We start from the raw sequence: 13,614 nt of genomic DNA, 5'->3' as shown, positions 1-13,614 counted from the left end.
TATAATAATGACTTGGAGTAAACTTCGCGAAGTGTGTGGTGTGGATAGCGACGAAGAACGTTCGCTAAGCCCAAAGAAATTTACAGCCATTTATTGCTCCAATATTATTGTTTTTTTATTACTACATACGTCATTTATATTCAACAAGTCGTGCCAAACGTAGCATGTTTGTTATTTACAACAGATTAATGCTCGTTCTCAAGGTCGATTTACCTTGATAAGTGTCGTCTTTACGGTTTGATTAACCCAATCAAATTAAAAATATATTGCTATCTTTATCAATATATTAACTAACACTCATAAGAGGTGAGATCTCTGACACTAAAACGTTCTGAACCTAGGACTCTAATTGACTATCAAAGTTCAGTGACAATCGACCTATATTAACCTTTTACTAACGATTCGGCTCAATCATTTATCACTTCAATGTGATCTGCATTAGAACAATCTTGTTTAGCCGTCAGCGATTGCTGGGATGTGCAGACTAAACCTAATTTTGTCAGAGGAAACCAACGTAAAGTAAAATTCAAACCCATTCAATTTAGCGATATTTTCCACTATCGCCAATCCTAATCCATGACGTTCACTATTTGAGCGCGACCGTTCGGTTTGAAATAATGGTAATGTGAGTCGTTGTAAATCATTAGCCTTGATGGCGGTCACCAATTGATTCTCAACGCTTATCGTTAAGCCTTGGTCATCGGATACTAAGCATATTTGAATCGCCGAGTCTGATGGGCTGTAGTAGAGCGCATTATCAAATAAGTTGCTTAGAATGAGGTGTAAAGAAAACTCATCAGCAAAACAGTGATCATTGGAAGCTCGATTGTCAATATTCAAGCGAGAATGGATAGTCGCGAACTTAAATGCTAACTCATCAACAATTTGATCCATCAAGGCGTTAATATAGATATGTTGTCGATGGAGATTAATATTTTCAGATGAGGCTTGTTGCAATAGTAATAGATTATTGACTATCGTTTTCATCCGTAAACTAATATTGAGTACATCTTGTTTATAACTCACACCAATACGTTGATCATCTGGATAACGAATGTAGATCTCGCTTAAGCTGATCAATTCACTGATAGGGGTTTTCAATTCATGAGCAATATCGGCGGTAATGCGCTTTTCTGTTTGTAAGTATTGCTGGCTTAACTGAATAAACTTATTCAGTTCGTTGCGTATTGGCTCAATCTCAGTATAACGCTCAAAATGCGACGATAATGGGATGTGTTTTTGGGTTACATCGACGTTTTTTAACGCCAGATTTAATTCGTTAAGTGGCATTAATCCCCGATAAATGACCTTAACCACAGCCCAACGGATCAACACAATCACCAGCAATAAACCAATCGCTAAACTAGAATCAATGATCACCGAAATCTGGGTTAAATCTGTGGTAGCAATCGCAATAGTGAGCCACATAGGCTCAATTTTACTCGGTAGTATTGAGCTATTGCTAGGGACTTGCGGCTCAAAATAAGACACCATAGCGCGACCATCTCTGCCATCTGGTAACACCACATCAGCAAAGATTTCACTGTTTAATGGCAGGTCTTGTTTTAATAAATCCATACCTGGAAACTGGCTTAACGACTCCGAACGCTCAAAAACTGCATCGCCTTGCCATAACTGGAAAAAACTCGCTTTCGTTGAGATGCCAAATTCGGGCATAAACTCACCTGCAAAATCAAATTCCGTGCCATTTTTAGTCACTTTTACTAATGTTTTTAAGTAATTAGACTTATCGGTGAGAGCACTGTCAAATTCAACATCAACCCAGTTATCTATGCTGATATCAATGGCAAGAAACACTAAAATTAAAATCGCTGAGACCACATATGTCATGGTGTTCACTAAATGCGTGCTTAACGATCTCATTAATGTTCACCCACAAAATAGCCAAAACCACGTTTATTTTTAATTGGTAGCGTTGATCCAACTGCTTTGGATTTTTTTCGCACTGACGATAAATGAGCCTCGATGGTATTTTTCGACAAATGGTTAAATGAGCCCACAACCGCTTCACTAATTTGTTCAGGATTGAGTAATTGTTTAGGATTACTAAATAAATACTCAACAATTTTAAATTCGTTTTTAGTTAGATCGATATAGTGACCATTGGCATAAAGAGATTTGTTACTGGTATCAAGCACAAAATCAGCAATACAAATCGTTTTGGCTTGTTGATTCAGCCCACCACGACGGCCAAGAGTCATTAATCTCGCTTGTAATTCATCGAAAGAAAAAGGTTTGCACAGATAGTCATCTGCACCCGCCAATAGCCCCGTCACCCGATCTTCGGCTTGAGATTTAGCCGATAAAATAATCACCTTCGTTTGATTACCTAGTTTACGGATGCTTTTCAACAAACTCAGCCCATCTACATTAGGCAACATTAAATCTAAAATAATAAAGTCATACTGGTTAGTGAGCGCCATACTTAAGCCCTCAGAACCATCACCGGTTTCATCAACGGTGTAACCTAAATGATCTAACCCAACTCTAATGCCGCGACGCAGCGCTTCAGAGTCTTCAATCAACAACACTTTCATTGAGTGTCCTTTATAATAACTAGGCTAATACCGTTTTTTGCTAACACTATTTATTGATCATTTCGGTCAGTCATCACTGATATTAACCACTATAGCTTGCTCATAATTATGCCCACAAAATAACCCACCACACAATTGCTGCCATTAGCATGCTCAGAAAAACAAATGCCGACGCGATGTCTTTTGCTAACCCTGACAAGGTATCAAACTCCAAGCCAATGCGGTCTACCACCACTTCAATAGCCGTATTGACCAACTCAGCGAACAATACAAATAGTAATGCCAGTACCAATATGGCAGATTGCGGCGCGCTAATATTTGCCATACAGGCAAACACAGTCAATGGGATAAACAGTAATATTTCTTGCTGAAATGCCGCTTCATTTCGGCACATCCACTTTAAACCATTAAAAGTATGTTTACAGGTATACAGTAAACGCATAAAGCCATGGCGTTTTACCACAACGGTTGTCTGCTTAGCCGTAACACTTTTTGTTGCGTTCTTTGTTACATTCTTTGTTACATTCTTGATTACATTATCATCAGATGTAGATGATGAAACTGATGTTGTCATGGGTATACCCTAGGTTATTTTACAATCGGTGGTGATGTCTAATTTTGGGTCTCGCACCGAACTGCTTACACCGTAAAGCCCTAATAAAGTATGGAACAAGTTGTCATGGGAATAAGAGCCACTTAAGGCGTGCTCGGCAATACATTTACGATCAACCCCTTTTGCTTGTGTGTAGTCTTGCGGTAACCACATAAACCAAGGCACATGGGTCTGCTGGCTTGGCGCAATGCTATAAGGCGTGCCGTGTAAATACATACCACTTTCACCCAAAGACTCACCGTGATCAGACAAATACACCAGTGCGACATTATATTTGTCTTGGTACTGCTTAAGTAAGTTAATTGTTTTTGCCAACACAAAGTCGGTATAGGCAATGGTATTGTCGTAAACGTTAACAATCTCTTGGTCATTACAGTTTTCAATGTCGCTGCGGCTACAAGCTGGAGTGAATAAAGCTTTATCGGCTGGGTAACGCTGCCAATAAGTCGGCCCATGGCTACCAATAGTATGTAAGGCGATAAATTGATTATCTAACTTTTTACCCGATGCCGCGCTTGCCTCACTTTGTTGTTGTAATTTTTGACTGAGCTTTTCAACTAAAATCTCATCATAGCAACTTGATCCATCACATAATGGGTTTGCCTCACTCGGCGAAATATCTATCTTCTTAATATGTGATCCAACGTCTTTATCACCACCGTCATTGTCAAACCACGTCACATTGACACCAGCCGCTTTAATCACATCAAGCACATTATTTCGTGCATCGGCAACTTCACGATTGTAATTGTCATGGGTTAGATTTGAAAACATGCAAGGTAATGAATGTGCTGTTGCCGTGCCGCACGACGACACGTTTTGTAAGGCAATAATGTCGAGATTTTCAGTGTAAGGGTTGGTATTACGCTGATAACCGTTATAAGCCATATTTTGTGCTCGAGCGGTTTCACCTACAACAAGTACCATAAGTGTAGGTTTGCCATTCGCACTCGGGGTTAACTGTGCATCTTGACCAATAGGGTTAAAGGTTAACTTTTCAGTAAAGTAACGTTGGTTTAGGTATTTAACCGTATTGAAAATATGCGCAGGAATAATCATCTTATTAAGATAGCTATTGTTGCGCCCTACCGATGCATAATCTTTATAGAAAAACACCACCATCATCCCCAGAACCACTAAACTGATAACCGTAAAACCAACACGGCGAAACACCGCTTTAATAAACGAATGGTCGCTGGTGACTTTAATACTGACAAGCAATATGGAAGGTAATACCCCTAACACCAACACATAACCAATTGATTGAGCATTTATGTAGGAAAATGCTTCACCAGAATTAGTTTCAAAAATATTTTCAATCATGCCGTAATCAAACATGACATTATATTTTAACATGGCATACATAGCGGCTGACGACGAAAGCAACAACACAATCATCACCGGTTTAAACACAAATTTAAACGCAAATAAGCTAAATATCAGCACAAAACAACTCGTGAGCAAAATCGCTGGTGACAGCGAAAACAACACGTGCCCATCTGCTGATAATCGATAGATTTTACGGATTAACGGAAAATTTAATACCAAACCAAAATACACAGCGATAATGCAGGTCATCGCCTCATAACTGATACTTTTTGGGGTGATACGGGATAGTGTTTGCGTTAGTAATTTCAATGTTGCCACTCGCAATAAACTCGACTGGCGCTGATATTCCGCTTTGAAACTTAAGATTTGCTTAATAAAAACTGAATTGTTACTGTCTGGTTAATTCAGTTTTAAACTCCTCGCTAAAAAACAAAAAAGCCCTAACATCTAAGATGAAAGAGCTTTAATAATCAATGCTTTATTAAAATACGGTTTACTCTAAGCAATAATTTACTATTTCTTGAGTTTAGCAAAGGCATTTGCAAAAGCATCACCCATCGCCGCATTTTGCGGCGCTTTAACTGGCTTGCTGGCCGATTTATTATGACCAGCACTTTTGCCATTGGCTGCAGGCTGACCCGTAGCAGGCTTTTTCTGGTAACTATTTTGGGGTTTGCCTGCCGACTGTCGGGTCGCTTTTTCGGCATCGATTTTTTCATCAAGACGCATGCTTAACGCAATGCGACGACGTTCAATATCCACTTCCATCACTTTGACTTTAACCACATCACCGGCTTTAACCACAGTATGTGGGTCACTAACAAACTTGTCTGTTAACGATGAAATATGCACTAGTCCATCTTGATGCACGCCCACATCCACAAAGGCACCAAAGTTAGTCACATTGGTCACCACACCTTCTAATATCATTTCGACTTTAAGATGCTTTAACTCTTCTATACCGTCTTTAAAAGTAGCCGTTTTAAACTCACCACGCGGGTCGCGCCCAGGCTTGTCTAGCTCAGCTAAAATATCGTTAATGGTCGGCACGCCAAATGCGTCGGTAACAAACTCGGCAGCGTTAATCTGTTTTAATAAATCGCTATTGCCAATCAGTTGAGTTAAAGACAATAACTTAGCACCAGCAATCGACTCGACCAAACTGTACGCTTCAGGGTGAACTGATGATGAATCCAGTGGATTATCACCATTGCGAATACGTAAAAAGCCTGCCGCTTGTTCATAAGCCTTAGGCCCTAAACGTGCCACACTCAATAATTGCTTCCGGTTGGTAAATTGGCCATTGGTATCACGAAAATCAACCACGTTTCTCGCTAAGGTTTTAGTTAACCCAGCCACTTGGGCCAATAACGCGGCCGATGCCATGTTTAAGTCAACACCCACAGCATTAACACAATCTTCGACGACGGCATCGAGCGACTGCGATAACTGACTTTGGCTAACATCATGTTGATATTGCCCCACGCCAATGGCTTTGGGTTCTATTTTTACCAGTTCGGCCAGCGGATCTTGTAAGCGACGCGCAATTGATACCGCACCGCGAATAGACACATCAAGATTAGGAAACTCATTAGCGGCAAACTCTGAGGCTGAATACACAGATGCACCCGCCTCACTCACCATCACTTTGGTCAACGTCGGATGCGTTTCTTTCACGGCAGCGATTAACTCGCCGGTTAGCTTGTCAGTTTCACGCGAGCCGGTGCCATTTCCAATCGCAATAATCTCCACTTTGTGCATCGTCACTAAGTTACTTAAGGTGCGAATTGATTTGTCCCACAAGTTTTGCGGGGCATGGGGGAAAATAGTCGTGTGCGCCACCAGCTTACCGGTGTTATCCACAATCGCGACTTTCACCCCGGTACGAATGCCAGGATCCAGTCCCATGGTCGCTTTAGCACCCGCTGGTGCTGCCATCAGTAAATCGCCTAAGTTACGGGCAAACACTCTAATGGCTTCTTCTTCTGCGCTTTCACGCATCTTAGCAATAAACTCGGTTTCCATTTGCAAGGCAACTTTAATCCGCCATGTCGAAGTCACCACGGTTTTCAACCATTCATCAACACTAGAGTGGCTCAGTACTAACCCAAAGTGATCGCTAATAATCACCTCACAATAACTGCCTTCAGTCGCTTGCGTATCAGGGTCGGCGTTCATCGACAGCTTTAACATGCCTTCATTACGACCACGCAACATGGCTAGGGCGCGATGCGATGGGATTTTACTCATCACTTCATTGTGTTCAAAATAATCGCGGAATTTAATGCCTTCTTTTTCTTTACCTTTGATCATGCGGCTTTCAAGCACGGCTTGCGGTACTAAATGCTGACGAACTTTACGCAGTAATTCTGCATCTTCGGCAAAGCGCTCCATTAAAATATAACGCGCACCATCAAGTACCGCTTTGGTGTCGGCAAATCCAGCTTGTGGATTAATAAATTCAGTGGCTTTGGTATCAATATCTAATTGGCGATCGGCTAATACGGCATCAACAAGCGGTTCAATACCGGCTTCGATGGCAATTTGGCCCTTGGTGCGACGCTTAGGTTTGTATGGCAGATATAAATCTTCAAGACGGGTTTTGCTGTCGGCGTCATTAATCGCTTGAGTTAACGCTGGGGTTAATTTCCCTTGGGCGCCAATACTCGACAAAATCACCTGGCGGCGATCGTGTAACTCACGTAAATAACCTAAGCGTGAAAACAAGTTACGCAATTGAGTGTCATCTAAGCCACCGGTAGCTTCTTTACGATAACGCGCCACAAACGGCACTGTGGCACCATCATCTAATAGCGCAATGGTCGCAGTGACCTGTTGTTCACGGACATTAAGTTCTTGAGCGATAATCTGGGCAATATTATGCATAATCAATCGAATTCGACATGGTTTAAAATAAAATTATGCCAAAGATACCATAAAGACCACCCTTTCGCTGCTAGTACGAAAGGCTTTATTATGTGTTTATAGATAATCGATAAAAAGAATGCATCATCGGACATGAAGTGCTAAAACACAGAGATGAATATTGCGGCGCAACATAAAATCCTACCGTTAATCGAGAATATTAAAGAGTATCCAGCGTGAAAACTAAGTTAATCACTTTAGAAGGCTACAATAAACTCAGAATTGAGCATGACTATTTGTGGAAAGAACAACGTCCTGAAGTCACTAAAATTGTCACTTGGGCGGCAGGTCTTGGGGATCGCTCTGAAAACGCTGATTACACCTTTAACAAGCGCTTGTTACGCCAAATCGATCGCCGGGTACGCTATTTACGCAAGCTGTTGCCCGAACTGAAGATTGTCTATTACGATCCCGAGCAAAAAGGCAAAGTGTTTTTTGGCGCCACGGTTGAGATTGAAAACGATGCCGGTGATATTAAAACCTTTAAAATTGTCGGCCCTGACGAAATTTACGACCAACACAAAGGTTACATCTCAATTGACTCACCCATGGCCCGCGCCCTGCTCAAAAAACAGGTCGACGATGATGCGGTTGTCAGCACGCCTCAAGGCGATAAAACCTGGTACATCAATAAAATCACTTATCAGCAAGAGTAGCCGTCAATGGGTGTCAAGACAGCTGAGATGAGTTGGATATCGTCTAGCATAAACCCATTGGTGGTTAACTCGCACTGGATGCTCAGATGAGCAAAGCTATCACTAATGCCGCGTTAAGGTGGGAGTCGCACAGGCTAATCCGTATCATGATGCGTTAAATATAGTGCGTTAAACATGGTGCGTTAAACATGGCGCCCAAAGCAGGCTAACGTTAACTTAATGAGCCAGCATAATCTAAACAGAGTCTTTAACGTTTCAAAACCACTGCAACTAAGCCATATCGAACTGGGTTTATCCACGCTTACGGTAACAGGCCATCGGTTTGTGATCTTGTCAACTTGTCATCTTGTTCGGCATATGACTTTTCGTCTTCAAGAACTGCTCCAAGACTTGCGCCAGTAATCACCACCCTGCTCGCATCATTTAGCCATAAAGTCATTTCTCCATAAAGTCATTCATTATTCCAGCTTGCGCTACTTGGCCAACACTTCCTTAAGCGGCGTTCCCGTCGAACCCGATGGTGGTTTTATGTTGAGATACGTCGTGATTGTCGCCGCGATATCATAAGGCGTAATGGCACGACTCACCGTCGCAGCAGACAAACCCGCACCGGCAAAGATCACTGGCACGAAGGTATCGTAACGCCAGGGCGAACCATGGGTTGAAGACACGGTTAGGCCATCGAAATCATTAATGAACACATCGGGCTGGAAAACCACATAGATATCGCCGGAGCGTTTCGGGTGATAGTTGCTTTTGATTGAACGTATCATCGCATTATCTGGCACGCTATTGGTGCGCAATGCTGCGCTCGATACCGCATAAGCGATGCCATCAAATTTGAGCAGTTCATCAACCAGCGTTTGCTCTATTGCCGCTTGATCCAAGCCTTTTTTATCGATCAGTTTATGATTGAGATAAAGGTAAGGATGAAAATACGCTTCGATTAGCTTTGCTTGCTTTGGCTTATTATTAGCGTGAGCTGAAGCCGTATCCGATGGCTCACCGGACTTATCGCCTAACTTCTCTGCTGGCGTCACGAGCAAACCGAACTGTTGTTTTATCGCCGCGATTGCCGAGCTGTTATCCAGTGCCTCGACATCAAAGTAGCTCGCCTTGGCGATGCCGTTGCCATGCAGATAACCGGGAACCTCTGGTTGACCATGATCAGCAGATAACACAATCAGAGTATTTTCCAGGCCGACTTTTTTATCAACATAGGCAAACAGATCCGCCAGTGTACGATCAAGTTGGGCAATATTGTCTTCGCTCTCCAGACTCGATGCACCGAAGATATGACCGACATAATCGGTTGATGAAAAACTGATGGCGAGATAATCCGGCACGTCATCTTGGCCGAGTTTTTCTTTATCGAGTAATGTCTTGGAAAAATCCAGCGTCAGTGCATCACCGGCGGGGCTAAGTGTCAGTTTGGTGGTGAAATACTTATCATCGGCCTGACCAAAGGCATGGGGAAAGACGCGGCCAAAACCCGCGAGATCGGTCTCGTACTCGCGATCATCGGCATCAGCAAACAGATAGTCGGAAGGTTTACGCAGCAGTTGCCATGATTTATCGGCGAAGGCGTTGGCCGGTTTGCGGGTATGCCATTCAACGACCCAGTCGGGATAACGATCGTAATAATAATTACTGGTCACAAATTCACCGCTGGCCTTGGAAAACCAGAACGCTTTGCCGGCATGTCCGGCGAGTGCCACCGCACCACGGTCTTTGACCGACACCGCAAATATTTTAGAACGGCCGGCAAAACTGATTGCGATCTCATCACTGAGCGTTGAAGTCATAATATTGTTGGGTGAGCGACCATCGACCTTGGCGGTTTTTTGCGTCGGGTCGATCTCGGTTTGCTTATCGACATCAGCGCCAGCTGTGAGCAGATGATAGTTCGCATCTTCGATGTTATAGACTAGGCGGTCTTTATCACGATCAAACCAGACATTAGCCACCATGCCATGAGCAGCTGGCGCAGCACCGGTTGCTAGGGAAGTATGTCCAACAATAGTTTCGGTGTTGGCGTGCTGATAGTGGGCATTGTTATAGTTGATCCCGTTATCCAGCAGATAACGGAACCCGCCCTCACCCAGTACCTTGTCATATCGATTTAACAGATCGCCACGCAGCGCATCGACGGTGATCTGTAATATCAGCCGCGGTTGAGCAGGTGCCTCTTTTGCTACCACAGGCGATGTGATAATCATCAATACGCACATCATCATTATCGCAATGAATGTACCTGTGTTGTGCCTATCTGGCTTAACTTGCATTAGCGGCTCCTTTTTGAGATCACTTTTGAGTATAGGAAGCATAAAGCCGTAGTCAAGGTTGATTTGAACAAGCTATTTCATCTCATTGCGCGTTGAACGCCGCGATGATCACCACGTTGACCTTGCCTCATATGAAGGCATTTACTGTAAAATTGACAAGGGTATTTGTTAGCCATCGAGTCAGCTGCAGTGGGTCGATCGCTACTGTGGGGTGTCTTTCAAACACCCGGGGGGTTGCATCTTGCAGCATATACTTAGCCGGCTCGAGTGCTAGTTTGCCGCGGCGTTCTTCAAGTTCAACCATTTCGGCGAGCAAGTGCTCACGCGTACCTAAACCTATGTTCCCCGATAAATTCAGCTCGGTAGGATAAGCGGGTTTATCCAATACATGTAATAGGGTCACAGGGACATTTAATTGCTCAGCAGCCCAGCCACTGGCATCACATACGGCCAAGGTTGCTTTTGAACCGTCAATACAGGCAATCACATTTGTCATCTACACCTTAGTGCTATTGCAGCAATGCAGATTATTGGCGCCATCGTTTTGAGTGTAGCGCCTTATAACGCGCTAACTATTGTTATGCGCGCTGGAGATGTATCGGTAATTGCTCCATTTCGCTATACTCGCTTGCTTTTTCACTTTAGCGCTGGGAATTTTTATATTTGGAGAATCCCCAAGTTTGCTGACGTTACTTAGCAACCTGCGCATTGTATTAAGTGGTGGTGTACCCTAACCCAAACCCGTAAAACCGTTGCCGCATGCATCATCAAGAATGGGGCATGATTTTAGTTTAATTAGGGGTTAATCGAACTCAGAATTGGGCAAAAGTGGGGTTGAGATATTGATTAACTCAGCTTACTTGGTATTGGTTTAGCTTGATTTATAACGTAGCTTCATTTGAACTTATTGCCTGCAGCATGTGAGCTACAGGACGTAGTAAATGTCGCGATCACAGGGATGTGAAAGAGTGACCTTAGTGCAGATGATTAAGCGAGACGCCAGCTCTTGATGTTAAAATCAGCATCCCTGTGGGCTTAACCAAAACATCCCTGTTTGGATACTCGCTGACTCATCTACACCGGTAATTTAACTCTCTTCGATTTAGCCGCATAGTTGTCTATAGATGAAAGCTAAATAGGAAAAGCTCAAATCTAATTAGCTGACTTATTTTGGGGCATAAATGAGTTTGTCTGCTTAATTGAAAATGTACAAATTCAACTCTGAACTTGAGGACGTTGAAGAAAATAGCGTGAAGCTCACATGGATGTGAGCTTAGCTTTCGCGGTACAGGATGTACCATCGGAAGTGTTAGCATTTTCGAATAAGTCCGAAGAACACTAAATGAAGTTAAAAGCTGGATCAATCCCCATGGCGACCTTTTCTCATCTGTTGTTTAAGTAAATAAGGAAAATGTTGCGGGGCGGCTGGGCCAATTATTTTATAAAGAATAAAGAGGGAATAGCCGTTGATTTCCTCTTAGTCTGGTGTGGGTGAAGCGCCACGACGTTAGTGGCCGCAGGCCATAGCCTAAACACATAATGGGGCAGAAATAAGTTCGATCACAAGGTCTAACTCAAGGGATATTGATTTGCAAAAGTATCACAATAGAATATACGGTAACACCCAAATCAGTTGCCCAGTTGGCGTTACTTGGCTTATATCTTTCTAAATACTGTGATCAAATAGAACAACCTTTGGTGGCATAATTAAGCACTGGTAGACCTGTACCTTTGGACTTAAATAAATACCTTTATATTTAAAATAATATGTTGAGTTCAAAAAAATGAAAACAACTTAGGCTTGTTTCTTTGCTCGATCATTGCCTTTTAAAGGGCTACATACTTATTAGCTTTGTACCTTTTAAAAAGCGGTTGCATACGTTTCACCAAACACCTGCTTTTTTGTGAAAAAAATAACCCGCGAGCACGGTACGTGTGCTGCGGGTTACACATAAGCTATTGCAGGTTGAGACTATTTAGCCGCGTTGCGTGCTTCAGTAAGCCAACCGTTCCATTTATCTTGGTTTTTGGCAATCCACTCATCCACGTGGCCTTGAATATCCTGCGTACTCTTTTCGCCTTCGTTCATCCGAGTGTTTTGTTCGTTGATATCGCCAAGTGGCAGAGTGAATACCTCAAAAAATTTCCTTGCTGCCGGATTCTGCTTAGTGAATTTTTTGTTGGCGACTATCTGGATGTCAGAAACAACAAAACCAAGTTTTACCGGGTCAGAAACCGCACCTTCAATTCCACTTACTGTCATCCGTTCAACACCAGAACGTTGAGCTTCGGATGGCTTAATTTCAGGCACGTTTATCCAGACAACGTCCTTGCCTGGCTTCAGTTTGAAAATGGTCCAGTTTGGTGCCCAAGTATAGAAGAATATTGGTTCACCATTGTTATAACCCGCCATCGCTGATGCCATTCCTGCTGCATATGAAGCGGTCACCGGATTGATAGCATCTTTGAGATCGTATACATCCATATGGTGGCTGATAACTTTTTCACATCCCCAGCCTGGAGGGCAAGCGGTCAAATCGGCTTTGCCATCACCATTGGTATCAAATGCTTTTTTCACCTCAGGACGTTTAAAATCCTCCAGAGAGGTAATATTATATTTATCTGCCTCTTTCTTAGACACCAAATAGCCCTGCAGACCACCGGCCTTAACAACATAACCAACTTTCTCACCTTTGTCGTAAAACCCTTTCGGCATCTGGCCGTCATGATTTGGAAACCAGCCATTGGTCCAGTAATCTACATCACCGAGAGTCAGTGTTTTGTAAAAGATCGGATTCGACAGATCTTTAGGTTTTTCCACATCATACCCAAGAGTTTCAAGACCTCGTCGCACCAGAGCTTCCTGAAAAAAGCCGGTGTCCCACGTGGCCCGTGCAGGTTTGACGGTTATGCCTTCTCCTGGCTGGTGATTATCGGCAAGAGCTGCTGACCCGGTCATGGTCATTGCAGCTAAAGCTACACCCATTATTACTTGCTTAATTCTCATTTTCGTTCCTTATTTTTTTGTTGCCATAGATTGGGTCATTCTCTTTAAATGATTGCCAATAATAGACCTGTGCCTTTGAACTTAATTAAGCACATTCATTTTTCTTATGGGTTATATTTTAAATAATGTGTTGAATTTGAAAAATATGTTCAGAACTTAGGCTTGTTTCGTTGAAAAAACATCATTCCCTCTTAAAGGGCTACATCATTATCAGCGTTGTACTCTTGCTTGAAAGCAGGTC

Annotated in this window: 10 protein-coding genes; 1 reads left to right on the top strand and 9 read right to left on the bottom strand. The window is 42.9% G+C overall.

The window, feature by feature from the left end; genetic code table 11:
• Positions 1–453 precede the first annotated feature (453 nt).
• The 5 genes from AAEZ00_RS00360 to AAEZ00_RS00340 form a co-directional block, all read right to left on the bottom strand.
• A complete protein-coding gene (locus tag AAEZ00_RS00360) occupies positions 454–1,884 on the bottom strand; it encodes a sensor histidine kinase (RefSeq protein ID WP_351087999.1) in 1,431 nt (476 codons plus the stop codon).
• Positions 1,884–2,558 carry a response regulator transcription factor gene (locus AAEZ00_RS00355; RefSeq protein WP_101033183.1) on the bottom strand — a complete coding sequence of 225 codons (675 nt, stop codon included), beginning with the start codon at positions 2,556–2,558 and terminating at the stop codon, positions 1,884–1,886. The genes AAEZ00_RS00360 and AAEZ00_RS00355 overlap by 1 nt, the downstream gene beginning before the upstream one ends.
• A 106-nt stretch (positions 2,559–2,664) precedes the next feature.
• The gene (locus AAEZ00_RS00350; protein ID WP_351077188.1) at positions 2,665–3,132 is read right to left on the bottom strand and encodes a diacylglycerol kinase; all 468 of its coding nucleotides are present in this window, start codon (positions 3,130–3,132) and stop codon (positions 2,665–2,667) included.
• 9 nt (positions 3,133–3,141) lie between these two features.
• Entirely contained in the window at positions 3,142–4,809 is a 1,668-nt protein-coding gene (locus AAEZ00_RS00345) for a phosphoethanolamine transferase (protein WP_351087997.1), read from the bottom strand.
• Positions 4,810–5,013: 204 nt separating this feature from the next.
• Positions 5,014–7,386, bottom strand: a complete 2,373-nt coding sequence (locus AAEZ00_RS00340; protein WP_351087995.1) for a Tex family protein — start codon at positions 7,384–7,386, stop codon at positions 5,014–5,016.
• A 215-nt stretch (positions 7,387–7,601) separates the two neighbouring features.
• Here AAEZ00_RS00340 and greB point away from each other — a divergent pair, with 215 nt between their 5' ends.
• Positions 7,602–8,081 (top strand): transcription elongation factor GreB, encoded by a 480-nt coding sequence (gene greB, locus AAEZ00_RS00335; protein WP_124012741.1) that lies wholly within the window; start codon positions 7,602–7,604, stop codon positions 8,079–8,081.
• A 301-nt stretch (positions 8,082–8,382) separates the two neighbouring features.
• Here greB and AAEZ00_RS00330 read toward each other — a convergent pair whose 3' ends face one another.
• The 4 genes from AAEZ00_RS00330 to proX all read right to left on the bottom strand — a co-directional run bounded on the left by AAEZ00_RS00330 (position 8,383) and on the right by proX (position 13,373).
• The gene (locus tag AAEZ00_RS00330) at positions 8,383–8,520 is read right to left on the bottom strand and encodes a hypothetical protein (protein WP_164839413.1); all 138 of its coding nucleotides are present in this window, start codon (positions 8,518–8,520) and stop codon (positions 8,383–8,385) included.
• Between the two features lie 34 nt (positions 8,521–8,554).
• Positions 8,555–10,366 carry an alkaline phosphatase family protein gene (locus AAEZ00_RS00325; RefSeq protein ID WP_233768588.1) on the bottom strand — a complete coding sequence of 604 codons (1,812 nt, stop codon included), beginning with the start codon at positions 10,364–10,366 and terminating at the stop codon, positions 8,555–8,557.
• Positions 10,367–10,493: 127 nt separating this feature from the next.
• Positions 10,494–10,862 carry a universal stress protein gene (locus AAEZ00_RS00320; protein WP_233768589.1) on the bottom strand — a complete coding sequence of 123 codons (369 nt, stop codon included), beginning with the start codon at positions 10,860–10,862 and terminating at the stop codon, positions 10,494–10,496.
• A 1,476-nt stretch (positions 10,863–12,338) separates the two neighbouring features.
• The gene (gene proX / locus AAEZ00_RS00310; RefSeq protein WP_124012742.1) at positions 12,339–13,373 is read right to left on the bottom strand and encodes a glycine betaine/L-proline ABC transporter substrate-binding protein ProX; all 1,035 of its coding nucleotides are present in this window, start codon (positions 13,371–13,373) and stop codon (positions 12,339–12,341) included.
• Positions 13,374–13,614 lie beyond the last annotated feature (241 nt).

This window comes from Shewanella sp. S1-49-MNA-CIBAN-0167 (genome assembly GCF_040310145.1).
Lineage (GTDB): Bacteria > Pseudomonadota > Gammaproteobacteria > Enterobacterales > Shewanellaceae > Shewanella > Shewanella psychromarinicola.
The sequence above is the reverse complement of the archived record's forward strand: the minus strand, read 5'-3'. Positions and strand labels throughout refer to the sequence as shown.